The sequence below is a fragment of the Shimia sp. NS0008-38b genome (assembly GCF_040370365.1).
In the GTDB taxonomy this organism is placed as follows: Bacteria; Pseudomonadota; Alphaproteobacteria; order Rhodobacterales; family Rhodobacteraceae; genus Shimia.
This window is the reverse complement of the sequence record NZ_BAABWQ010000004.1, coordinates 315,119-337,245: the sequence shown is the minus strand read 5'-3', so window position 1 is coordinate 337,245 and position 22,127 is coordinate 315,119. Positions and strand designations below refer to the sequence as shown.

The 22,127-nt window shown below is 56.2% G+C and carries 22 protein-coding genes; 6 read left to right on the top strand and 16 right to left on the bottom strand.

What is annotated here, in order from left to right:
* The first annotated feature begins 63 nt into the window (after positions 1 to 63).
* The 3 genes from ABWV47_RS18370 (at position 64) to ABWV47_RS18360 (ending at position 4,447) form a co-directional block, all read left to right on the top strand.
* Complete coding sequence (locus ABWV47_RS18370; protein ID WP_353314549.1) at positions 64 to 918, top strand: outer membrane protein assembly factor BamD; 855 nt, start codon at positions 64 to 66, stop codon at positions 916 to 918.
* A gap of 35 nt (positions 919 to 953) precedes the next feature.
* Positions 954 to 2,600 (top strand): DNA repair protein RecN, encoded by a 1,647-nt coding sequence (recN, locus tag ABWV47_RS18365; protein ID WP_353314547.1) that lies wholly within the window; start codon positions 954 to 956, stop codon positions 2,598 to 2,600.
* A 158-nt stretch (positions 2,601 to 2,758) separates the two neighbouring features.
* The gene (locus tag ABWV47_RS18360; RefSeq protein ID WP_353314545.1) at positions 2,759 to 4,447 is read left to right on the top strand and encodes a chloride channel protein; all 1,689 of its coding nucleotides are present in this window, start codon (positions 2,759 to 2,761) and stop codon (positions 4,445 to 4,447) included.
* A 10-nt stretch (positions 4,448 to 4,457) separates the two neighbouring features.
* On the opposite strand, the gene ABWV47_RS18355 is transcribed toward ABWV47_RS18360, so the two are convergent.
* The 8 genes from ABWV47_RS18355 to cobS form a co-directional block, all read right to left on the bottom strand.
* On the bottom strand, positions 4,458 to 5,117 hold the full coding sequence (locus tag ABWV47_RS18355) for a DUF3299 domain-containing protein (RefSeq protein WP_353314543.1): 660 nt from the start codon (positions 5,115 to 5,117) through the stop codon (positions 4,458 to 4,460).
* A gap of 43 nt (positions 5,118 to 5,160) precedes the next feature.
* Entirely contained in the window at positions 5,161 to 6,486 is a 1,326-nt protein-coding gene (locus ABWV47_RS18350; protein ID WP_353314541.1) for an ABC transporter permease, read from the bottom strand.
* Complete coding sequence (locus ABWV47_RS18345; RefSeq protein ID WP_353314539.1) at positions 6,480 to 7,175, bottom strand: ABC transporter ATP-binding protein; 696 nt, start codon at positions 7,173 to 7,175, stop codon at positions 6,480 to 6,482. Before ABWV47_RS18345 ends, ABWV47_RS18350 begins: the two co-directional genes overlap by 7 nt.
* A gap of 55 nt (positions 7,176 to 7,230) precedes the next feature.
* Positions 7,231 to 7,575, bottom strand: a complete 345-nt coding sequence (locus ABWV47_RS18340) for a DUF427 domain-containing protein (protein WP_353314537.1) — start codon at positions 7,573 to 7,575, stop codon at positions 7,231 to 7,233.
* Between the two features lie 82 nt (positions 7,576 to 7,657).
* Positions 7,658 to 9,454, bottom strand: a complete 1,797-nt coding sequence (locus tag ABWV47_RS18335; RefSeq protein ID WP_353314535.1) for an aminopeptidase P family protein — start codon at positions 9,452 to 9,454, stop codon at positions 7,658 to 7,660.
* 226 nt (positions 9,455 to 9,680) lie between these two features.
* Complete coding sequence (gene cobT, locus ABWV47_RS18330; protein ID WP_353314533.1) at positions 9,681 to 11,555, bottom strand: cobaltochelatase subunit CobT; 1,875 nt, start codon at positions 11,553 to 11,555, stop codon at positions 9,681 to 9,683.
* Position 11,556: 1 nt separating this feature from the next.
* Positions 11,557 to 12,252, bottom strand: a complete 696-nt coding sequence (locus tag ABWV47_RS18325) for an aspartate/glutamate racemase family protein (RefSeq protein ID WP_353314531.1) — start codon at positions 12,250 to 12,252, stop codon at positions 11,557 to 11,559.
* Positions 12,253 to 12,265: 13 nt separating this feature from the next.
* On the bottom strand, positions 12,266 to 13,252 hold the full coding sequence (gene cobS, locus ABWV47_RS18320) for a cobaltochelatase subunit CobS (RefSeq protein ID WP_353314529.1): 987 nt from the start codon (positions 13,250 to 13,252) through the stop codon (positions 12,266 to 12,268).
* A 196-nt stretch (positions 13,253 to 13,448) separates the two neighbouring features.
* Between cobS and msrB the strand changes: the two genes are divergently transcribed.
* The gene (gene msrB / locus ABWV47_RS18315; RefSeq protein WP_353314527.1) at positions 13,449 to 13,919 is read left to right on the top strand and encodes a peptide-methionine (R)-S-oxide reductase MsrB; all 471 of its coding nucleotides are present in this window, start codon (positions 13,449 to 13,451) and stop codon (positions 13,917 to 13,919) included.
* A gap of 29 nt (positions 13,920 to 13,948) precedes the next feature.
* Here msrB and ABWV47_RS18310 read toward each other — a convergent pair whose 3' ends face one another.
* The 4 genes from ABWV47_RS18310 to ABWV47_RS18295 form a co-directional block, all read right to left on the bottom strand.
* Positions 13,949 to 14,656, bottom strand: coding sequence for a response regulator transcription factor (locus tag ABWV47_RS18310; RefSeq protein WP_353314525.1), 708 nt, complete (start codon positions 14,654 to 14,656; stop codon positions 13,949 to 13,951).
* Positions 14,657 to 14,946: 290 nt separating this feature from the next.
* A complete protein-coding gene (locus ABWV47_RS18305) occupies positions 14,947 to 15,963 on the bottom strand; it encodes an AraC family transcriptional regulator (RefSeq protein ID WP_353314523.1) in 1,017 nt (338 codons plus the stop codon).
* 159 nt (positions 15,964 to 16,122) lie between these two features.
* On the bottom strand, positions 16,123 to 17,664 hold the full coding sequence (locus ABWV47_RS18300) for an adenylate/guanylate cyclase domain-containing protein (RefSeq protein ID WP_353314521.1): 1,542 nt from the start codon (positions 17,662 to 17,664) through the stop codon (positions 16,123 to 16,125).
* A 148-nt stretch (positions 17,665 to 17,812) separates the two neighbouring features.
* Positions 17,813 to 18,436: a DnaJ domain-containing protein gene (locus tag ABWV47_RS18295; RefSeq protein WP_353314519.1), complete on the bottom strand. Its 624-nt coding sequence runs from the start codon at positions 18,434 to 18,436 to the stop codon at positions 17,813 to 17,815.
* Positions 18,437 to 18,510: 74 nt separating this feature from the next.
* Here ABWV47_RS18295 and ABWV47_RS18290 point away from each other — a divergent pair, with 74 nt between their 5' ends.
* A complete protein-coding gene (locus ABWV47_RS18290) occupies positions 18,511 to 18,771 on the top strand; it encodes a BolA family protein (RefSeq protein ID WP_353314517.1) in 261 nt (86 codons plus the stop codon).
* A 31-nt stretch (positions 18,772 to 18,802) separates the two neighbouring features.
* On the opposite strand, the gene ABWV47_RS18285 is transcribed toward ABWV47_RS18290, so the two are convergent.
* The 3 genes from ABWV47_RS18285 to ABWV47_RS18275 form a co-directional block, all read right to left on the bottom strand.
* Complete coding sequence (locus ABWV47_RS18285; RefSeq protein WP_353314515.1) at positions 18,803 to 19,255, bottom strand: DUF4177 domain-containing protein; 453 nt, start codon at positions 19,253 to 19,255, stop codon at positions 18,803 to 18,805.
* A gap of 64 nt (positions 19,256 to 19,319) precedes the next feature.
* Complete coding sequence (locus ABWV47_RS18280) at positions 19,320 to 19,913, bottom strand: class I SAM-dependent methyltransferase (RefSeq protein ID WP_353314513.1); 594 nt, start codon at positions 19,911 to 19,913, stop codon at positions 19,320 to 19,322.
* A gap of 94 nt (positions 19,914 to 20,007) precedes the next feature.
* Entirely contained in the window at positions 20,008 to 20,484 is a 477-nt protein-coding gene (locus ABWV47_RS18275; RefSeq protein WP_353314511.1) for a thioesterase family protein, read from the bottom strand.
* A gap of 157 nt (positions 20,485 to 20,641) precedes the next feature.
* Here ABWV47_RS18275 and ABWV47_RS18270 point away from each other — a divergent pair, with 157 nt between their 5' ends.
* Positions 20,642 to 21,427, top strand: a complete 786-nt coding sequence (locus tag ABWV47_RS18270; protein WP_353314509.1) for a hypothetical protein — start codon at positions 20,642 to 20,644, stop codon at positions 21,425 to 21,427.
* A gap of 218 nt (positions 21,428 to 21,645) precedes the next feature.
* Here the strand turns inward: ABWV47_RS18270 and ABWV47_RS18265 are convergent, their stop codons facing one another.
* Complete coding sequence (locus ABWV47_RS18265) at positions 21,646 to 22,047, bottom strand: hypothetical protein (RefSeq protein WP_353314507.1); 402 nt, start codon at positions 22,045 to 22,047, stop codon at positions 21,646 to 21,648.
* Positions 22,048 to 22,127: the final 80 nt, after the last annotated feature.

Below are 22,127 nucleotides of genomic sequence, written 5' to 3'. Positions count from 1 at the left end.
TTCTGTGCTAACAGCATGTGAAAGACAGGGGAAATCCCCTCAGGGAGCAGAAGGTTGAGTACTATGTCAGGCATCGGAGCACGCGCCCGCATTCTTGGTTCGGTTCTGGCACTAGCAATTGTTGCTGCCTGTGGTGACAACGATGCAAGCCACGCCCGGCGTGGGTTGATCGATATGGAACAATTCACACCCGATCAGATCTATGAGCGCGGCGAATTTGAGCTGGCGCGCGATCGTGGTACTGACGCTGCATTTTTCTTTTCAGAAATCGAACGCCTCTATCCGTATTCGGAACTGTCCAAGCGCGCGTTGATCATGCAGGCGTTTTCTTATCATTCTGACAAAAGCTATCCAGAGAGTCGTGCTGCTGCACAGCGGTATATTGACTTCTATCCGGCCGATGAAGACGCAGCTTATGCTCAGTATCTCTTAGCATTGAGCTACTATGATCAGATTGATGAAGTGGGACGCGACCAAGGGCTGACATTCCAAGCTTTGCAAGAACTGCGCAAAGTGATCGAAATCTATCCTGAGAGTGAATACGCCCGATCTTCGATACTGAAATTTGATCTGGCGTTTGATCACTTGGCCTCCAAAGAAATGGAAATCGGTCGTTATTACCTACGCCGTGACCACTACGCCGCCGCCATCAAACGGTTCCGTGTTGTTGTAGAGGATTTTGGCACCACCACCCACTCGCCAGAGGCTTTGCACCGTCTGGTGGAAGCCTACCTGTCACTGGGCCTGACCCAAGAAGCACAGACCGCCGCCGCCATATTGGGGCACAACTTCCAAGCCACCGAATGGTATGAGGACAGCTACGCTCTGTTGCGGCAAAACGGTCTGGAAGCCAAGGCAGAAGGCAGCAGCTGGCTTAACCAAGTCTATCGTCAGACCGTGCAGGGCAAATGGCTGTAGAGGGGCGCGGGTTTAACCCCGTGGTGTGACGCCAGATGCTGCGTGCGCTTGATATCCGAGATATGTTGATCATTGATCATCTGGAACTCGCGTTCCAGCCGGGTCTCAACGTGCTGACCGGGGAAACCGGAGCTGGTAAATCCATATTGCTCGACAGCCTTGGTTTTGTGCTGGGCTGGCGTGGCCGTGCGGAGCTGGTGCGTGCAGGTGCCGAACAGGGCGAAGTGGTCGCTGAGTTTGACTTGCCTGAAAATCATCCTGCGCATGCCATTTTACAAGAGGCTGGCCTGCCGGGTGGAGAGGAACTGATCCTGCGGCGTGTCAACCGAACGGATGGCCGCAAAACGGCTTGGATCAATGACCGTCGCGCCTCCGGTGAGGTGTTGCGTCGCCTATCTGAAACACTGATTGAACTGCATGGCCAGCATGATGATCGCGGGTTACTGGACCCCAAGGGGCACCGAGACCTATTGGACATCTTTGCAGACACCTCGGTCTTGCGTCAGGACACAGCCACAACATGGCGCGCGTTAAGTGCGGCGCGCCGGGCTCTTGCCAGCGCAGAGGCGGCTTTGGCGGAGGCAAAAGATGAAGAAGAGTTCTTGCGGCACGCGGTTGCTGAGCTGGACAAACTTGACCCGCAGACAGGTGAAGAAGCGGACCTCGATACACGCCGCCGCATGATGCAGGGTGCCGAAAAAGTGCGTGAAGACGTCAGCCGCGCGCATGCAGCTCTGGGCAATGGCGGAGCAGAAAGCGCCATGGGGGATGCCTTGCGGTGGTTGGATGGCGCTTTGGCCGAGACCGGCGACACATTGGAGGCTCCGGTGGCAGCCTTGGAGCGCGCGCTCAATGAGTTGGGCGACGCTGTGGATGGGATCGAACGTTGTTTGGACGTGTTGGATTTCAATCCGCACGAGCTTGAAGAGATCGAAGAACGCTTGTTTGCGATCCGTGCGTTGGCACGAAAACACGGTGTTGTGCCTGATGAACTTGGTACATTTGCGCAGGAGTTGCGCGCGCGTTTGACGGCGCTCGATGCTGGTGAAGGTAATATTGCCGGCCTGAAGGCTGAGTTGAATGCGGCACAGACAGCTTTTGATACCGCAGCAGACGCATTGACTGAGGCGCGGAGCGCTGCGGCATTGGACCTGGACACAGCAGTCATGGCAGAACTGGCGCCCCTTAAAATGGAACGCGCGGTTTTTCAGACCCAAGTGACACCGGGGGACGCGGGGTCTGAGGGTCGAGATCAGGTGGAGTTCGTCGTGGCGACGAACCCCGGAGCGCCTTCTGGTCCGCTGGCGAAAATCGCCTCTGGTGGAGAACTCAGCCGCTTCTTGCTGGCGCTGAAGGTTTGCTTGACCGACGATATCAGTGGCATGACCCTGATTTTTGACGAAATCGACCGCGGCGTCGGTGGCGCAACCGCAGATGCAGTGGGGCGGCGGCTGAAAGCACTTGCCGAAGGAGGCCAGGTCCTTGTGGTCACTCACTCGCCACAGGTGGCCGCTTTGGGCGCGCATCATTGGCGGGTGGAAAAATCGGTCAAGAACGATCAGACTCTTAGCCAAGTGGTGCCTTTGGATGCTCTGGAACGGGTAGACGAAGTGGCCCGCATGATTTCCGGTGACACGATCTCTGACGAAGCCCGCGCCGCCGCAAAGGCGCTTTTGCTCTGATCTGGTGACGCCAGGTCGCATAGATGCGTTGGCTGCTGAACAAATTTGGCCACTTTGACGTGAAACTCCACGCTTACCCCTTTGCCTTGTAAGCAAAATCTGACTACATCAAAGATTACCCAACGATGGTCCACCCACCCCGGAGATTTTGCGGAACTATGGCGAAGTCGGTAGGCTCCTTTCTGGCGGAAAGCGCGCATGACGCGGCAGATACCTGCCGTGGCGGATGGAGGGTGCTGGTCAACAAAGGCCCCAGTCAATTTCAATTCTGGATCATCGCCTTGTGTATCGGGATTGCCGCCGGGTTTGCGGCGCTCCTGTTCCGCAAAGGCATTCATTTCCTGCAATCCAGCCTCTATGGCGCGGAAGACCTGACCCGTCTGCATAGTTTTGCAGGGTCGTTGCCGTGGTATTGGTTGTTGCTCATTCCAACGGTTGGCGGTTTGTTGGTTGGCTTGATTTTGCACCGGTTCACGCCGGATGGTCGGGTGCGCTCTGTTGCCGATGTCATCGAAGGGGCTGCGCTGCATGAGGGCAGGGTAGAACGCCGCGCCGGGATTGCCTCAGCCTTTGCCTCATTGATCACCCTTAGCTCTGGTGGTTCCACTGGGCGCGAAGGACCCGTTGTGCATTTGGCCGGTGCGATCGCCAGCTGGGTCAGTGACAAGATCCGGGCAGATGGCATCACCGGGCGGGATCTGTTGGGCTGTGCTGTGGCCGCCGCCGTGTCAGCCTCGTTTAATGCGCCGATTGCTGGCGCGCTCTTTGCTCTCGAAGTGGTGCTACGTCACTTTGCAGTGCATGCTTTTGCACCGATCGTCATCGCGTCTGTGGCAGGTACGGTTATCAATCGGCTCGAATTTGGCGATGTCACAGAATTCACGCTTAACACCGGGACCGCGCTTCAGTTTTATCAAGAGCTGCCAGCGTTCCTGATCTTGGGGGGGCTGTGTGGCTTGGTCGCTGTGGCGCTTATGTGGACCATCTTTTGGGCGGATGACATGGCCAGCCATCTGCAAGAAGATCTGCGTATCCCTCGGTGGCTGCGTCCTGCAATCTCAGGTTTGTTGCTGGGCGCTTTGGCAATCTATTTTCCGCACATTATCGGCGTAGGGTATGAAACCACCTCTGCGGCTTTGACGGGCCAATTACTGCTACATGAGGCTGTGGTCTTTGCCATCCTGAAGGTGGTGGCCGTGTCGATCACCATGGCAGGTCGTATGGGGGGCGGTGTCTTCTCTCCAGCGTTGATGGTGGGGGCGCTGACCGGATTGGCCTTTGGTATGGTCGCAACCGCGATTTTCCCTGATGTGTCTGGTACCACCACGCTTTATGCCTTGGCGGGGCTTGGGGCGGTTGCCGCAGCAGTGTTGGGCGCGCCGATATCAACAACATTGATCGTCTTTGAACTTACAGGGGACTGGCAAACGGGTTTGGCGGTGATGGTGGCTGTGTCAATCTCCACCGCCCTCAGTTCACGTTTGGTAGAGGGGTCGTTCTTTCTGGCTCAGCTTGAGCGGCGCAATGTGCATATCGCAGCTGGACCGCAGGCCTATTTGTTGGCCATGTTTGGCGTGAATAAAATTATGCGCCGTCTCGAGCACCCGCGCGCCGCGCCAGAAGACCAATGTTGGGACATGATCGCGGAGGGCCAATATGTGGATCGGACCGCCACATTGGAAAGCGCAATGCCCTTGTTTGAAACGCTGAACGTGGCCTTCCTGCCCGTGGTGCGTCTGGGCGCCGAAGGGGAGCCGCCGGTGCTGTTGGGGGCGGTGTTCCATGTTGATGCACTGCAAATCTATAACAAGGCATTGGCTGAGACCGCCGCAGAAGAACATTCCTAAAGCGCGTAGATCAGAATTCGTATTCCCGCACGCTGGTGGCGTCCAATTGATAGGTGACACTGACATCTGTGTCGCCATCAACCAAATACAATGACTGCTGTACGGGCGCGTTGCGCAACTCTCCGGTGATCCAAATCGGTGTGAAAAACCCATCAGCGACGAAGCCCTCAGGATAGCTCACCCGTATGATCTGGTTCGCAGGCGGTGGCGGGACGTGAATGCAGGAACCAACCGTGGGCACCAAAAGGAATTCCACGGCCCGCTCACCGTCCATCTCCAGCGGCAACATATAGCCGGGCAGGCGGATATTCTCACCGACCAGATCTTCGTTTGCTGCGCTGGCTTCCTTTTCAAGCTGCGCCATAATGCGCAGCCGTTCTTTCAGCAAAAAGTCAGCGTCGATGCTCTGTGCCTTGAGGTCTGATCGCAGGGCGCTGGCATCGCCCTCACTGGAGGTATCGATGCCGTCTTCTGCCAGCATATCGAGACGCAATATTTGCGCCAAAGTATCCATCTGATCAGAACTCAGATCTTCAAATGGGTTTTCGAGTTGTGTCGTGGGGCCCGTCAATTCGTCCCAGCCGATGTCACGCGGTTCAAGGGCAAAGCTCGGGGCGGCGAGCACCGCTGCCATAAGCGCCATAGTTGCAGAAGCATAACCCGGTTTCATCAACGTTCTCTGTCCTCTCCTTTTGGCGCAGACCGACCCACATCTATAGGCGTGTGGTCAAACCGTCAGCCAAAGTTATCCGATACACCCGCCACGCTGGCAGAAAACTGGCCAAACAGCCAAAACAAAAAATCGCGAGCACACGCAGGCTGTCGCTTTCTGAGACCCCAAACATCGCAATCCTGAAACCAAATTGATCAAACAAAACGGGGTTGGCAGCGCCTGTTGCACAGATCAAGAAAATCAGACCGACAATGATGCCCGCCGTCGTTGTGAGCATGGCCTCCATGATGATCAAACCAACGATACGCTTCGGAGTTGCACCAACTGATCGCAAAATGGCGAACTCGCGCCGTCGGCTTTCCAAGGCTGCTGACAACATGACAACCATCCCGATCAAACTGGCAACGGCAACGGCCAATGACATGAACCGCAACGCCTTTTCGGCCGTCCCAGTGATCGCCCAGAGCTGAAGCAAGGCCACGTTGGGCATTACCGCGCTCAAAGTGCTGCTGGTGTTCGCTGAAACGTGCCGCTGAACTGCCAGAATTGCGTTGCGGCTTTTGAGACCAACAAACACACCGTTTATTTGCGCTGAGACCTCAGTGTCATGTGCTTGGGTCGCATCACCGGAACCATTGTCGGTTTTCCAGGCGAGGGTTGCAGCGTTTGCCCCGTTTTTGTGGCTCGGGGCGGTGCCTGACGCAGCGGCCAAAGGGTCGGTCTGAGGGGAGGCCAAAGGTGCATGCAGCGCATCAAATCCGCTCAAAGTGACAAACACCATTCGGTCAACAGGTGTGCCGGTCGCAGCCAATATGCCAGACACCGTAAATGGGGCATCGTCGTGGAGCTCAAAGGACACCGCGCCGGTGCCATGCGCGTTTACAATTTCAGTGCCAACGCCGTAGCCAAACCGGGCCGCAACATCTGCGCCAATCACGGTTTCTTCAGCTGTGTCAAATCTGCGTCCTGCAGCGAAACGCAGCGGCTGATCCGCGCCGTATCGGAAATGGTCAAAATAGGCGGATTGAGTGCCGACTACGGGGTGTCCTCGGTGGTTGTCCCCCATCATCAGAGGCACAGCCCAATCCACTGCGTCCAAGGCTTGCAGATCTTTGTAGTTTTGCCAGTTCATGCCAGCGCCGGTGGACCCAACGCCAAACACTGTGGACATTAATATCTGAACGTCGTTGCCGCGTGGCGCTACAATCAGATCGATACCGGACACCGAGTTGAAAAACGACTGTCGCGCGCTGTCTCGTAAACGCTCAACACCAAGTATTAACGCGACGCTCAACGCAATTGTCAGAACTGTCAGGCTGGCGACAAAACGTCGGTTCCACAGGCTTTGCACGGCATAACTCAACATGCGACAGCACAACATCTGTTTAACTTTTCGAAGGAAACAACCCGATCAAAGTGTCGCCCAAGGGTCTCGTCATGGCTGACCATCAGCAAGCTTGCCCCGGTGTCCTGCACCTGCTGGTTCAGCACATCCATGAACCTGTGTTTTGCCCGCTCATCCAGCGCGCTGGTGGGTTCATCGGCAAGTATCACCTCCGGGCTGCCAATCAGCGCGCGCGCCGCAGCCACCCGTTGTTGTTGACCAACACTCAGATTTGCAGCCGGTTGGAGACCAACGGTGGCTGGATCCAATCCAAGTGCTTTCAATAGCCGATCTGCTTCAGCTTGAGGCGACAGCTGCAGCCGTGCCTTGCGCATCTTAGAATAGGTGATTGGCAACAGAATATTTTCTCGGGCGGACATCCATGGGATCAAGTTGAAGACTTGAAAAATCATGCCCAGATGATCGGCGCGAAATTGATCTCTTCGGCGCGAAGACAGTTTTGCAATGTCGGTGCCAACGACTTCGACCGCGCCGTTTGGAAGTGATGTGATCCCTGAAATTGCAGAGAGGAGCGTGGATTTCCCACTGCCGCTTGGCCCTTGCAGAAGGAGCCGTTCACCTGCCTCCAGCGAAAAATGGTCAATGCTCACGACCGTCTGATCTTGTCCCGGCCAAGCAAAACTCAGATCGTTGATGGATATGCGGGTCATGTTGGGCCTTTGTATACTACAATCGACCAAAATCGAACAGTCGGGATTGGACGGCTTAGACCCGTTCTACAGCCACAAGATCGCTCGTATAGAAGGCCAAATGCCCTTGGATACGTGCAGCAGCCTCGGTTGGGGCTTCGTAGCTCCAAGCAGCATCTTTAATCGTCTGGCTTTTGGTGACGATTGAATAGTACGTCGCATCGCCTTTGTGTGGACAATGGGTGCGTTTCTCGCTGTCGTCCAAAAATGCGGTGGCGATGTCGCCGCGCGGAAAGTAGATCACCGGGGCATAATCGCCTTCGGTCAGTTCCAACGCTGATGTGCTTTCGCCCAGAATCGCGCCGCCAGCCCGAACAACCCAGTTGCCCTCTGCTTTGCGAATGGTGATTTTGATGCTCATAGGTCATCCCCTTTCCGAATTGCGGTGTTTATAACCACGTTGCGTGACACAATAATGTCACGTGGTGCGACGTGCTGTGATGTCACAAGGTCGCGGTGGCCGCATCCAACCATAGATTGTCGTCAGGCGCGAGTCGCTGCGACAAAAGCTGACGACACGTCGCATGATAGGCGTTGAGCCAAGCACGGTCTTCTGCGCTGAGCATCTCAACCACAATCATCTCCCGCGCGATCGGTGCATAGGTCAACGTGCGGAACTGCAGCATCTCCCTATGATCGTCGCCACCTGGCAGCGCGGGGGCTTCTTCGACCACAATTAGGTTTTCCAGACGAATACCAAAGGCACCGGGGCGGTAATATCCCGGCTCATTGGACAGGATCATGCCGGGCTCCAGCGGCGTATCGCTGATCCGCGCCAAACGTTGTGGTCCTTCATGTACGCAAAGATAGGCGCCAACGCCATGCCCCAAACCATGGTCGAAGTCTTGTCCTGCAGACCACAGGGGAAGGCGCCCGATGGCCTCAATATGGCACCCCGCCACCCCTTTGGGAAACCGCATGCGTGACACTGCGATCATACCTTGCAGAACGCGGGTGAAGGCAATCTTTATCTCATTGTCCACGTCACCGATCGGCAAGGTGCGCGTGATGTCTGTGGTGCCATCCGCATATTGCCCACCGCCATCGAGCACCATCACATCGCCGTTTTGCAGAGCGCGGTTGGTTTCTTCGGTGACGCGGTAGTGCATGATGGCGCCATGCGGACCGGTTCCGGCGATGGTGTCAAAGCTGATATCCAACAGCGCGTTGGTCGCACGACGGCACTCTTCGAGTTTGCGTACCACATCAATTTCGGTGAGAGCGGGTTTGTCTTGGCGCTCAAACCAGCTTAAGAAATTCGATACAGCTGCGCCATCGCGCAGGTGGGCCTCAACCATACCGGCGACTTCGGCATCGTTCTTGCAGGCCTTGGGCATCACACAGGGGTCTTGACCATAAGAAATGGCTGCATCGCTTTGTGCCACTGCCGCCTGCACCGCCAAGGGGGCGCTCGCTTTGTCCAGTCGGATCGTGCCATCGCGACTTGCCAAATGTGGGACAAACTCAGAGGGCGCGTGAACGCGCACGGATGCGCCGAGGTGCGCGCCAACTGCGCCCAGTTTTTCTGTGGCCATAAAGAGATCAACGGTGGCATCGGCATTCAGAATGCCAAACCCATGGGCCAGTGGATTGCGTGGAATGTCCCCACCTCGGATGTTGAGCAACCAAGCGATGCTGTCCGGCAATGTGATGACAGCTGCTGTTTCGCCCTTTGCGGTCAGTTCGGCCGCAAGCCGGGTGCGTTTGTCTGCGTGGGCCTCGCCGGCGATGGCTGTGGGATGGGCTTTTACGGGCGCCATGGGCGGTTCAGGCTGATCCTCCCAAATGGCGTCAATGACATTGCTCATAGGCACAAAAGACACGTCACTTCCGGAGACGGCGTTTTGCAAGGCTTCAATTTGACCAACAGTATAAAGCCATGGGTCAAAACCAATTTTGCCCGAAGACAAATTTTCTAAAATCCAAGGGCCTGGTAAAACATCAGGCCAGTCCACCGGCGTAAAGCAGTTGGCGACTTGCCCTTTGACCTGTGTCCGGTAGCGCCCATCCACAAATACGCCAGCCATCTCATTGAGCACCACACAGAATCCGGCAGACCCGGTGAAGCCGGTTAGCCAAGCCAGACGATCATCACGCGGCGCGACATATTCTCCCTGATGTGCGTCCGCCCGTGGCACCAGAAACCCGTCCACACCTGCATCCGCCAATTTGGCACGCAAAGCCTGTAGGCGTGCAGGCCCTTGTTCCGGGCGGGTGGTCACGTCAAATTCCTGAAACATGTTGAGTCTCCATCAACGGGTGAACATGTGTTCATGTGATAGCCTGTGCTGATGCAATAGCAAGCCCGATGAAAGGCCTTGGCGCCGAAACCGCGCCAGAGCGCTCAGCGTCGGCAAGCCTGCGTTTTACCCATCAAAGCCTTTGTCAGCGGAAAAACAGCCGACAGGGTGCCCCAGTTGCAAAGATGGGTGCGCCCGATTGGGGCCGCAATCAATGTTTGAGCCCTTATCCGACTTTGCGCATGCCCATAATGCGTGCGCGGGCGCGCGGGTCGTTGTCAAACAAGGCCGCCAACTGTTCGGTCATTGCACCCGCGAGCTGTTCCACATCGGTGATTGTCACCGCGCGGTCATAGTAGCGGGTCACATCATGACCAATACCAATTGCCAACAACTCAACCATCTTGCGCTTTTCGACCATCGCGATCACATCGCGCAGGTGCTTCTCAAGATAGTTGGCAGGATTCACCGATAGTGTACTGTCGTCGACCGGAGCGCCGTCCGAAATGACCATGAGGATTTTGCGCTGTTCTGGCCGCGCCATCATCCGGCGATGTGCCCATTCGAGCGCCTCGCCGTCGATGTTTTCTTTCAGAAGTCCCTCTTTCATCATCAGACCCAGATTGGGTCGCACACGACGCCAAGGTGCGTCCGCCTGTTTGTAGATGATGTGGCGCAGATCGTTCAGTCGGCCTGGCTGCTGCGGGCGGCTGTCATTGAGCCATTTTTCGCGGGCCAAACCGCCTTTCCAAGCGCGGGTGGTGAAGCCGAGGATCTCGACCTTCACGTTGCAACGTTCCAATGTGCGCGCCAGAACGTCGGCGCAGATCGCAGCAATCGAGATTGGGCGGCCACGCATGGAGCCAGAGTTGTCCAACAACAAGGTCACCACCGTGTCCCGGAACTCCGTGTCATGCTCCATTTTGAAGCTGAGCGGCGTGGTGGGATTGGCAACAACCCGCGCCAGACGGCCCGCATCAAGCGTGCCTTCCTCAAGATCAAATTCCCAGCTGCGGTTTTGCTGCGCCTGCAAGCGGCGCTGAAGGCGGTTGGCCAAACGGCTCACAGCGCCTTTGAGCGGCTCCAGCTGTTGGTCCAGATACGCGCGCAGGCGTTCCAGCTCTATAGGCTCCGCCAGCTCTTCGGCGGCAATCTCTTCGTCGTGGGTGGTGTCAAACACCACATAGTCCGGGTCCGCCTCCGAGATTGGAGGGGGAGGGGGGGGATCGAGCGGCGCTTCGCCATCCGGCATTTCGGCCTCGTCAGACATGTCTTCGTCCGCCATGTCGTCCATGGTGACCTGCGCCTCAGACATGTCCTGTTGCTCTTCCTGAGATTGCTCAGGGCTGGCTTCGCTGTCGTCTTCTTCGCTGTCGTCCTGACCGCTGCTGTCAGGATCGTCCTCTTCCTCTGATTCCGGTTCCGCCTCGTCCTGATCATCTTCAAGATCATCCGGGTCATCGCCCAACTGATCGCCATACCCAAGGTCATCTATGATCTGGCGGGCAAATTTGGCGAAGGCCTGCTGGTCATTTAACATGTCCTGCAAATCGTCGAGATGGTCTCCGGCGCTTTGTTCGATATAGCCGCGCCATAGGTTCATCACGTTCGCCGCTGCAGATGGCAGATCACGTCCCGTGGCCAAATGGCGGATGAGATAGCCCGCCGCTACGGGCAATGGGGCCTGTTCAGAAGACGTCATGTCGCCATAGCCGCGCCCGGCAGCCTCATGGCTTATTTTCACGTCGATGTTCGAGGCTGTGCCCGGCATGTCGCGCGCGCCCATAGCTTCACAGCGGGCGGTTTCCATGGCCTCATAAAGATCGCGGGCAATGCCTTGTCCGGGCGCATAGCGCGTGTGTGTGGCGTTGTCGTGATACTTGCGTTGCAATGCCAAGGCATCCGCTGTCCCTCGCGCCAAAAGAACCTCGTCCCGGCTCATACGGCGGCTGACCTGCGGCAGCCGCATCGCATCCCCGGACACACCCGACGGATCTACCGTGTAGGACACGGATAGTTCCGGATCGTCGGCCATGACTTTGGTGGCCTCAGCCAGGGCCTTTTTGAACGGATCAGCGGGGTTGTCGCTTGGTTTTTTCATTCTAAATAGCCACTTCATCTAGGCGGGTGCGGCCACAGGCCAAATCGGCCAGCACATCCACGTGCACATCCAGTGCGTCCACCACCTTATAGCCGGTATCCTGCCCGTCAAAGGCAAGGTTGAGATCTGTGCCTGCCAACACAATGGCATCTGCGCCATGGTCCTGCACCATGCGTTGCCCTGCGTCGATCAATTCAGCGCGCTGCGTTTCAGAACAGGTGCCGGCCACGGCGATGTCCTGATAGGTTTGCCCCAGCACCTCAATTTCGTCATCCAGCGCCACGGCGCCGGTCTTGGCCAACTGCCCATAGAGCCGCGTCCGCATCACCACCCGTGTGCCCAGAAGCCCAACCTTGTTGAAGCCTTGCTGCACAAAAAACTGATCCAGTGGTGTCACGCCGGAGATCACTGGCAGGCTGGACAGCGCGTTCATCTCGTCCACGCAATAGTGCGCCCCCAAGGAGGTCAGCGCCACACAGTCACAGCCCGCGCCTTTCAGATCGTTGATTTGCGCGGCAAAGATGTCTGCTTGTGGTGCACGGTCATCGGCCAGGTTGTTGCGGATCAGCGTGTGAATGTCACCGTGGCTGATTGTGAGTTTTAGGTCGCCGCCACGCGCTGCTACAGCGGCCGTAAGGCGCTGGTAGTAAACAACAGTGGCTGCGACGCCGATGCCTCCAATCAGACCGATGTGCATTCTTGCTCCGATCTTAGCCCAAGCTCACGCTTGCCGCGCTTTCAGGCAGCTCTTCGTCAAAGCAACGCTGATAGAACTCGGCAACGGTCTGGCGCTCCAGCTCGTCACACTTGTTCAAGAAGCTGAGACGGAACGCATAGCCGACATTGCGGAAGATTTCCGAGTTCGCGGCCCAGTTGATCACGGTCCTTGGGCTCATCACGGTGGACAGATCACCGTTCATAAACGCAGTCCGGGTTAGGTCCGCAACGGTCACCATCTGGTTCACAATCTTACGGCCTTCGGCAGTGTTGTAATGTGGCGCCTTTGACAGGATGATCGCGGCTTCAGCATCGTGGCTGAGGTAGTTCAGCGTGGACACCAGCGACCAACGGTCCATCTGGGCTTGGTTGATCTGTTGTGTGCCGTGATACAGCCCGGTTGTGTCACCCAGACCAACAGTGTTTGCGGTGGCAAACAGACGGAAGTAGGGGTTTGGCGTGATCACTTCGTTCTGATCTAGAAGGGTCAGCTTGCCGTCATGTTCCAGCACACGCTGGATCACAAACATCACATCGGCGCGGCCCGCATCATATTCATCAAACACAATGGCCGTGGGGTTGCGCAGCGCCCAAGGCAGGATGCCTTCGTGGAACTCGGTGACCTGCTTGCCGTCGCGCAGTTTGATGGCGTCTTTACCAATCAGGTCGATCCGGCTGATGTGGCTGTCCAAATTCACCCGTACACAGGGCCAGTTCAGGCGCGCGGCGATCTGTTCGATGTGCGTGGATTTACCAGTGCCGTGATATCCTTGAATCATCACGCGACGATTGTGGCCAAAGCCTGCGAGGATCGCCAATGTGGTTTCAGGGTCGAATTTATAGGTCGGGTCGATCTCTGGCACGCGGTCAGTGCGCTCAGCAAAACCCTTGATTTTCATATCACTGTCAATGCCAAAGACGTCACGCAGATCAATGTCTTCGGTGGGCTTTGCGTTGCTTTCCATCATGCCGTCGGCCATGTCCATTGTCCTTCTACAGGCCGCGCGACGAGGGCGGCCAAATTCTACCGGCCTTTGGTGCATCAAATCCCAACGGATCACAAGGGAAACTGATCAAAAACACAGGCGTTGTCATGAAACTCACGCGGCTGTGCAAAACTGTTCCTTGCACACCGTACAACTGCTGCGCATTTTCCAAGAGGAGGGAGAGATGCTTATGCACAGACGTCATTTTATCTTGGCTGCGTCCGGAACGGCGCTAACGGCGATGGTCTTACCGCGTGCTTCACTGGCCAATGCTTTTGAAGTCACACGCACAGACGCGGAATGGCGCGCGCTGCTGACGCCGCAGGAATACAAGGTCATGCGCAAAGAAGGCACTGAGCGCGCAGGGTCTTCGCCGCTTGACAAGGTCTATGACAAAGGCACCTACCACTGTCGTGGTTGCGATCTGAAGCTCTATAGCTCTCGGCATAAATACGACAGTGGCACCGGTTGGCCAAGCTTCTACAAATCGCTCCCCAATGCGATTGGAACCAAGCCGGACCGCAAGCTCCTCCGGGTCCGCACCGAATGCCACTGTCGTCGCTGTGGGTCTCACCTGGGGCACATTTTTGACGATGGACCCCGACCCACAGGGAAGCGCCATTGCTTAAATGGCGTCTCCCTTGTTTTTAAACCGGTCTAGAAGACCGGAATGCGCAACGGCGTGCTTGTTTAGGCGGCCATACGTGGCGAAGTGTCCGTGAAACGATATCCAAGTCCATAAAGCGTTTGGATTGCGCTGAATTCCGGGGCAACGCCGCGCAGCTTACGTCGGATGCGTTTCACCTGACTGTCGATGCTGCGATCAGTGACATAGACATCCTCACCATAAGCCAAATCCAAAATCGAGGCGCGGCTCAGCACATGGCCGGGGCGTTGTGCGATGATCCAGAGCACATTGAATTCCGTCGCCGTTAGTATGACTTCTTCGCCATCCCATGTTGCCTCGTGGCGCAAGCGATCCAACCGAAGCGGCCCCCGCTCTAAAACCGAGCTGTCGCTGACGGGTTGATGCGCAGGTTGTCCGGCACGCAGCGCTGCCGCGACCCGGGCGGACATCACATTTGAAGCATAAGGCTTGGACAGGAAGTCCGCAGCTCCAAGCCTCAGGAACATCGCTTCATCAGAGGCGGTTCCTCCGCGACTGATCAAGATCACCGGAACACCAAACCCATCGCGCAGGCGTTCAAACAAGGCCAATCCATCGGTCTTGTTATACCGCGTTTCCATGATCACAAGATCTGGCGCATGACGGCCCACATCAGGCATTGCCGTGTCTGGATCGACATGCGCGCGCACTTCGTGCCCTTCGACTTCCAAGACAGTCTGCAGTCGCTCCAATGCGCTGCGGTCTGGGTCAATCACAATAATGCTGCTCATGCTGACACCTCCGCCGATGTGGGCCTATGTGCGCAAACAAGGATTGGTTTGCGCGTCCTGTGTGGAGCGAACTGCGTGGCGTTCCAGATCAAGGTGCCGACACTGACAGCAAAAATTACAACAAACAGACTCATTTCATCTCCCATCTCACAGCAGAACTTCTTTGGGTGAGGGCATGGCATTGGGGCCGTGCTCATGGTGAAAGAGATGGGGATGGGACTCGTGGTTACCTTCGGCAAACACGCCAAGGTATTGTGCAAATCTGCCAAAGGTGACGGGTGTGACGCGGTTCAGTGCAACGTTTGACGCATCTCGCCCGGTGATGTCCCAGTCCAGCGCTTGAAAGCTGAGGCAAAGGAGCTGACATCAGAGTATCCCAACATATAAGCGATCTCACTTTGGGACAGGGTATGATCAGACAGGTAGCGCTCCGCCAGCGCGCGCCTGAGATTTGCCAGCAGCGTTTGATACGTTGTTCCTGCATTTCCTAAGCGGCGCGACAAAGTGCGCGCGCTCATGCCCAAATCACTCGCCACGGCTTCGACGGAAGCCTGACCTTGAGAGATGCGGTCTACAATGGCTTTTTCCACCTTCACCTGAATGTCAGGCCGGTCCTTGGGGCGGCTGGCCAATACAAGGTCACAGTGACGCTGTAAAACTTTCTGCAGGCCAGCATCGGCGGTGCGCAACGGCATGTCCAAATCCGTCAAGTGAAAGCCGATCCGGTTGGCCTTGTGTCCAAAGCTGATAGGGCAGCCGAGCAAATGCTGTACGTCGGCAATTCTTTGGACCCGACGATGTTCAAACTCGATGAACTTAGGCACAAGTTTGCGCGGCGTGACAACTCTAAGCCCACCGATCAGTTGGGCAGTTTGTGCCTCGACCATGCGTCCCAGATCGATCCGCGGCGGCAGGTTGTAGCTCCAAGAGAACGCGCCTTTTGTGTCAAGTTCAGACAAGTCAAAATCGATCGGCTCTGAAAACACACGGCGATAGCGCGCGACATTGATCACCAAGTTTTTCACACTGTGAGAGGAGCGGCCCAGATACCCCACGAGCCCCAATTGAACAAATCGGCGGTTAAAGCCCCAGCGCATGCCGATGAGGTCATCGCCAGAAAGCTTTGCCCCCTGATCAAAAATCCGTGCAAGTGCCGCAATTGGGGCCAATGCTTCCGGCTCCGCGATGTCCGCTTTGCGCAGCCCGGTGCCAGAAAAAATGTCGCCTTCTGAAAACCCTTGAGCAATCAAATGTTCTGCGAAATCACGCGCAATAGCGGCCAGATGTTTTGGACTGGTGTCAGACATGCCCACACAACAGCTGATTTGACGCCCAAAATCAACAACCTGCTTGAGGCCCCCGGTTTTTCATTTGCGGTGTGGATGCCAACATAAAGGTCTGCGCACAACGCATGGAGAATTGAAAGAAGGCAAACGGCGCTGCGATGGGAGACACGTATGTGAGGGCTAGCTCTTGTCCAGCGCGTCCTTAACGGCGGCGGTAATTTTGGCCCGTGTCGCGGCATCTAGCCCTTGCATGTCCACCACCAAATTAGAGCCGTCTTCGCGCGCGGTGGCGGTGCGTCGGGTGGTTCCATGCCGCAGCACACGATATGGAATGATCTCGCGTGAGATGCCTTTAAAGTGTTGTGGCTCCAAGGATTCCGCCTCTACCAAATCACGGACATGGGCATAGGTCTCATAGCTCATAACAATTCCGCCGGGCTCTGCAATCCCTTCCAACCGTGCGGCCAAGTTGGCCTCCGCCCCAATGATGGTGTAGTCCATCCGCGTATCGCTGCCAAAGTTGCCGACATTACAGTAGCCAGTGTTGATGCCCATGCGCGCGCGGAACGGGTGCTCAACGCCGTTGGCACGCCATTTCTGTTCCAGCTCATCCAGCCGTGCCTGCATGTCCAGAGCCATACGTACACAAGCCCGCGCGTCTTCGGTGGAGCCGTGCGTGGTGGGATCTCCAAAAAACGCCACAATGGCATCCCCAATGAACTTGTCGATTGTTGCGCCGTGTTCCTGCGCGATGGCACTCATCTCAGTGAAGTACTCGTTCAGCAGCGCAGTGAGCTCTTCAGGCTGCATGCGTTCTGTGGTGGCCGTAAAATCCTTAATGTCACTAAAGAACACGGTCAGTTTTTTGCGCTCAGTGCTGATTGCCACATCGCGTTCCCCTTCAAAAATGGAACGATAGACCTGCGGTTCCAGATACTTTGAAATTTTCAGAGACACATCTGCCAGGAACGAGTTGTTTTCGGTCAGCTCGTCATTTGCGGCGCGAAACTTGTCTGCCAATCGCAGCTGATGAGCCGCAAACGCAACGCCAAAGGCTCCCGCTACTAGCAGATATCCAAGCAAAAACTTAAACGAGCTCAAGTTCAGAGACAGCGGTTGACGCACCTGGACAACCTGCAGCCCGCGCACATCGCCTACTTGCCAATCGGTTTTAGTGCTCTCGGCATGGGTGTTGTGGCAATTGACACAGGCCTCTTGCATGAAGACAGGCGCAGCAAGCGCCATCCGGTGGTCCAGCAATCCGCCTTCTTCGGCGATGATACGCTCGCGCGTATTGTCAGGCGCTCGGAACGTCTCCAAGGCACGCTGTTCGAAATCGGTCATTTCGCGGTGGGACCGGCCTTTGAACGGGTGATCTGAGACAAAGTGATAGTCTACGCCGGGAAGGATTTCGGAAAACCGCTCAGACAACTCAATGGCTGCGGTGGCAGGGATCGGGAACGCGCCGGGAATGTCATGATAGTCATGCCGCGCCTGCGGAGCGCCTTCGGCCTGCTGCACCCGCGCAACCACGTTGGTGGCATAGTATGTGCGGACGTCGTCCATCAGACGGCTTAAGTTTGTCGCCTGCCGGTGCAAATTGTGATGTGAGAGGCTGTTGAGATCCAGCCAGAGCGCCACAGGCAACATCACAACAGAGACGGCGACAACAGTGTAAAGCCGTTGCGGTCGCGCCGTCACATATTCGATCAACCGCTGCATGTTGTGTGTCCCATGTTGCTTATTGGCCTGTAGGAGCAAGTGTTAACCAAGCCGTGTTCCACCTTACACGTCTTTTGCCACCCATTCTGTCGCAAATAAAAAAGGCGCGGCCCTTTGGCCACGCCCGTTTTTTAGAGATGTGTTGCCGTTAAACGAAGTTGCGGCTCTCTTTGATTTGATCCCAAGCCCACATAACTTCCTGCAGCTGCTCTTCCTGACTGCGATCTCCACCGTTCATATCCGGGTGCAGCACTTTGATGAGCTTTTTGTAGGCTTTGCGAATTTCAGCTTTGCTCCAGCTGTCTTTGGCCTCCAAAATCTCCATCGCGCGGCGCTCCGTGGGCGGCAAACGCTTGCCTGCTCCGCCGTTTTTACCGGGGTTCTGCGTGGCGTTGCCTCCAAGAACTTGATGTGGATCCTCGATGCCCAGCCGTGCCCAGGCGCGGGCCTCAGGGTCGGTCATCTTTTTGGTCTCACGCTCCCAGACTTTGTCTTTGGAATTTTGCGCGTTCAATTCGGCTTCTGTTTTACCATCAAAGAAATTCCATTTGAGATTATATTCCCGCACGTGATCTTTACAGAACCACTTGAATTCATCCAGCACATCAGGCGCGCGCGGAGCGCGGTATAGGCCTGCCTCGGTACAGCCAGGATGTTCGCAAACACGGGTTGATGTCTCAGAAGCCCCGGACATGCTGCGCCGACCGCGGGGGTTTTTCTTCTTTGCCGACTTTATCGACATATCAAAACCAAAGGGATCAGATTTTGTCATACACGCACCTATTCGACTCGGAGCAGAGAGTTTACCCTAACGCGCGGCAGATTGAAGAGGCAGAGGGCAGAAAAATGAGCGTTGCACAGGAAATTCACAATAAGTTGGCAAGCGCGTTTTCGCCAACCGAACTGGAAGTACACGATGACAGCGCGCGTCATGCCGGACATGCCGGAGCCCCCGCGACAGGGGAAAGCCACTTCAACGTGCGCATCCGAGCCGCTGCATTTTCTGGAAAAAACCGTCTTGCGCGACATCGCGCTGTACATGCTGCACTTGGCCCAGAGATGATTGGCCGCATCCATGCGTTGGCGCTGGACATCGACACGCCGTAGGGCGCACAATTTTCAGGCATATTGTCGCCGACTACGGTCGTTCAAGAGTTTCTACACGTTTCTTAAGAACGTCGGGCACGTCTTGCAGAGTGTCACCCTCGTCTGGGTCCTTGACTGCGGAGGCACCTGTTTTGTCGTTCTCTTCCAGAACCAGCGTCTCGTCATCTGATGGCGTGTTGTCTGCTTGTGGCGCTGGCAACTCAGCGGTCTTGGGAGGCGCTAAACTTTCAGGTTGAAAGGCCGCCACGTCTCCGGCTTTGGCGCGGCGAAACACCAGCACTGAGCGATAGGTTGTATTTGATCCGGTAAGCCCGCTGCGCTCTTCATTTGGCAGTGTTTCTGCGCGAACAAATTCCCAGCCATTGCCGGCCAAAAGGTTCATTTGCGATTCTAGAGCATGCGCAAATCGCCCCTCCGGGCCTTTCACGCCTTTGCCTTTCTGGCCGCGGGTGGGCGAGGGGATCACTTTGTATTCAAACGTCATTCTATACATTCCAAACCAACTTACCGCCAAAAGCTTAGATCACATTTAGCGGGCTTTGCGCAGGCTAACCACGCATTTTCTTAGGCAACTGTCGCAACCGATCCGGATAGGCCGGAACGTCTGCTCTTTCTTTGAACAAAGCCCAACTTGGGAACTTGTCTTGTGGATCACGATTCTTGGACATCGCGGTGCGCATCACCGGCTGGTCCAAATCTTCGGCCAGGGCATCGACACAGATCTGCACCAACGGCCATTTCTTGTGATAGTCGTGTCCACCGATCATGCCGCCGACCTTCACCTTGGAAAACCAGTCAAACATGGTCTTGCCGCGTTCTTCGCCGGTATGGGCGTAGCCATCGATGTAGACAAAATCGAAGTATTCGTCGGGAAAGGCATCCAATGCGTCCTCAAACGTCATCCGCAGCAGCCAATAGTTCTGCCCCATGCCCACATTTTTCAATGCTTTGATGTATTCTTTGGTGTCGTGATGGTCGCCATAAATGTCCACGCCATAAAGCTCGGTGAACAGCCCACCTTCCATCAATCGCTTTGAGTACCAGCCCTGCGCCACGCCCAGTTCGATACCGATCAGCCCATCACGCTCCAGAAACTGAGGCAGTTCCTTGCGTTCTTGAATAATATCTATCACGTCCGCCATTTGGCGCTCACCGTTTCACGCAGCTTGCCATTCGTCCAGCCTTTTGCACACAAGGACTCAGCAAGCGTGCCAACCGTGTCGCCCTTGCATCGTGTCACTTGCGACGAATGCCTATCTGCCGGCCTACCCGCTCTGGTTGGGGCAGGGCGCTATGCTCTCTGGCCAAGGCATCAAGCCGCGCCAGAATGTCCTCCGGCATTGGCGCCACACGTGGGCCGCTTTGGTCGATATGCAGCCCCATGCCCTCACCAGTTGCCGACAGCCACCCATCCGTATGGCGCAGTTCCTGATAGAAATGAAAGCTCTTGGCGTCGTGATCCAACAACTGAAAACTCGCCGTTACCTCATCCCCCAAATGCAGTTCGCGAATGTAGCAAAGGTGAAACTCAGCTGAAAACGTCGTATTGCCGGTGCGCTCCCGATAGGCGGGGCCAAAACCCAACGTCTCAAATACCTGATCCACCCCGCGATCAAACAGCACGTTGTAATAGGCCATATTCAAATGCCCGTTGTAGTCGAGCCACTGCGGCTCGATCGGCATGGGGGCGGAGAGGAGGGGGGCGGTGGTCATGAGGTGAGGTTCCAAGCTGGGTTTCGTACGCTTATGACAAATGCATCTTCGACGATAAAGCAGAACAGAGATGTCTACCCGCTCCGAAGCCCATCCGGCTCGCGAGGAAAGGATGTGTCGGTAAACGGTTTATCAAGCCTATGTCCGCATATTGCGCATGAAACACCCCGCCAGCAGAAAGCCGGTTCCAATGCCTATTGACGCATCCTTGCGCTTCAGTCTCCTGATCCTCTGCCTCACGGCCCCCGATGTGCAGGCAAAAAATGGTTCGCTGCTCCAGAATGGCTTCTTTGTGAAGCGTGCCTCCCTCACTGATGCCGCCCCCCTTGTGCCGCAACAGGCGGCGCTTGCGCAGCCCTCCGGCGCCGATGTCAGCCGTGGTGCCGTCGCCTTGCGCCCCGGGGCAGCGAGCCTGTTTCGCGGTCGCGCCAGCGGCGGCCTCTTTGCGCCGATCCAAGTCCTGCCGTCTGCCGCCAAGCAGCTTATGACCTTGATTGCGGGAGCGGAGGCAGGCAAGGCCGGGTATGATGCTGTGCAGCACGGTGCCCGGATCCGACCGGCCAAGCGGCCAACCGATATGACAATCGAAGAGCTCTATCAGTGGATTGACGCCACCCCGGGACAGCCCCATGCCATCGGGCGCTATCAATTCATCCCCGCCACCCTGCGCCGTCTCGTCCGCCATCAGGCGGTGCCACTCAACAAGCCCTTCAGCCCGGAGGTGCAGGACCAGCTGGCACATCAGCTGTTAGAAGAGGCAGGGCTGAGCGATTTCCTCGCCGCCGACATGCCGCGCGCCGACTTTATGCTCAACCTTGCCAAGATCTGGGCGGGCTTGCCCACGACAAGCGGCAAATCCTACTACGAAGGCTATGCCGGCAACAGCGCGGTCTACACGTGGGATTATTTTGACGCCCACTTCAAAAAGATCTTTCCGGGTTAAGCGCTGAAACGGGTCGGAAGAGGGCGGTGCGGTGACAGCCGCTGTCTGCTTCCAGCCCAAAGCAGACATGGTCTATCGTCACCAAGGGCGGTAAGCGGACTCTCGCTGCGGTCTGTTTGAAAGTCAGCTTAGCTAGTATTGCGGCTGTAGAGCTTGGTTGAAAAGGTTAGAAAGCCTGCTTGAACGCCATCAGTCTAACTGGTGTGGGCCTATGGCCTTCAGCCGTACAACTCTTCCCAAGCCGCAACCTGTTCAATCAAGACGTGCAACATCATCTCATAGTCATCAGGCCACTCCGAAAAGGCCTTGGTCTTGATACCTTCAAGCACCTCTTGATTTACCTTTGGGTTCTCATATTCAAAAAAATTTGAAGCAGCATCAATCTGCCCCTCAAAGACATGAACTTGCATCGAAAAGTCGTTGGGCCACTCCGAAAGAGACTTGCGCAAACAGGTGTCAACAATCTCGTTTGTCGTGTCCAAATTCTGCTGATAGTGGAACATTTTTTCAGCAGCTTCCGTTTGCTCTTCAATAACGTCGCGCTGCATCTCAAAGTCGTCTGGCCATTCTGCCGCCGCTTTAGATCTTATTATCTGCGTGGTTTCTAAGGATACGGTCAATTACTTCTCTCCGTGTGACTGCGTTGTCGACCCAATTTCTTGCGAATTCTAGTGATTAACTTGAATAGCTGCCCGTTTCG

Bases quoted from the DNA above. Each gene is read 5' to 3' on its own strand.
- ABWV47_RS18370 (WP_353314549.1), top strand. From the start codon at position 64: ATGTCAGGCATCGGAGCACGCGCCCGCATTCTTGGTTCGGTTCTGGCA.
- recN (WP_353314547.1), top strand. From the start codon at position 954: ATGCTGCGTGCGCTTGATATCCGAGATATGTTGATCATTGATCATCTG.
- ABWV47_RS18360 (WP_353314545.1), top strand. From the start codon at position 2,759: ATGGCGAAGTCGGTAGGCTCCTTTCTGGCGGAAAGCGCGCATGACGCG.
- ABWV47_RS18355 (WP_353314543.1), bottom strand. From the start codon at position 5,117: ATGAAACCGGGTTATGCTTCTGCAACTATGGCGCTTATGGCAGCGGTG.
- ABWV47_RS18350 (WP_353314541.1), bottom strand. From the start codon at position 6,486: ATGTTGAGTTATGCCGTGCAAAGCCTGTGGAACCGACGTTTTGTCGCC.
- ABWV47_RS18345 (WP_353314539.1), bottom strand. From the start codon at position 7,175: ATGACCCGCATATCCATCAACGATCTGAGTTTTGCTTGGCCGGGACAA.
- ABWV47_RS18340 (WP_353314537.1), bottom strand. From the start codon at position 7,575: ATGAGCATCAAAATCACCATTCGCAAAGCAGAGGGCAACTGGGTTGTT.
- ABWV47_RS18335 (WP_353314535.1), bottom strand. From the start codon at position 9,454: ATGTTTCAGGAATTTGACGTGACCACCCGCCCGGAACAAGGGCCTGCA.
- cobT (WP_353314533.1), bottom strand. From the start codon at position 11,555: ATGAAAAAACCAAGCGACAACCCCGCTGATCCGTTCAAAAAGGCCCTG.
- ABWV47_RS18325 (WP_353314531.1), bottom strand. From the start codon at position 12,252: ATGCACATCGGTCTGATTGGAGGCATCGGCGTCGCAGCCACTGTTGTT.
- cobS (WP_353314529.1), bottom strand. From the start codon at position 13,252: ATGGCCGACGGCATGATGGAAAGCAACGCAAAGCCCACCGAAGACATT.
- msrB (WP_353314527.1), top strand. From the start codon at position 13,449: ATGCACAGACGTCATTTTATCTTGGCTGCGTCCGGAACGGCGCTAACG.
- ABWV47_RS18310 (WP_353314525.1), bottom strand. From the start codon at position 14,656: ATGAGCAGCATTATTGTGATTGACCCAGACCGCAGCGCATTGGAGCGA.
- ABWV47_RS18305 (WP_353314523.1), bottom strand. From the start codon at position 15,963: ATGTCTGACACCAGTCCAAAACATCTGGCCGCTATTGCGCGTGATTTC.
- ABWV47_RS18300 (WP_353314521.1), bottom strand. From the start codon at position 17,664: ATGCAGCGGTTGATCGAATATGTGACGGCGCGACCGCAACGGCTTTAC.
- ABWV47_RS18295 (WP_353314519.1), bottom strand. From the start codon at position 18,436: ATGACAAAATCTGATCCCTTTGGTTTTGATATGTCGATAAAGTCGGCA.
- ABWV47_RS18290 (WP_353314517.1), top strand. From the start codon at position 18,511: ATGAGCGTTGCACAGGAAATTCACAATAAGTTGGCAAGCGCGTTTTCG.
- ABWV47_RS18285 (WP_353314515.1), bottom strand. From the start codon at position 19,255: ATGACGTTTGAATACAAAGTGATCCCCTCGCCCACCCGCGGCCAGAAA.
- ABWV47_RS18280 (WP_353314513.1), bottom strand. From the start codon at position 19,913: ATGGCGGACGTGATAGATATTATTCAAGAACGCAAGGAACTGCCTCAG.
- ABWV47_RS18275 (WP_353314511.1), bottom strand. From the start codon at position 20,484: ATGACCACCGCCCCCCTCCTCTCCGCCCCCATGCCGATCGAGCCGCAG.
- ABWV47_RS18270 (WP_353314509.1), top strand. From the start codon at position 20,642: ATGAAACACCCCGCCAGCAGAAAGCCGGTTCCAATGCCTATTGACGCA.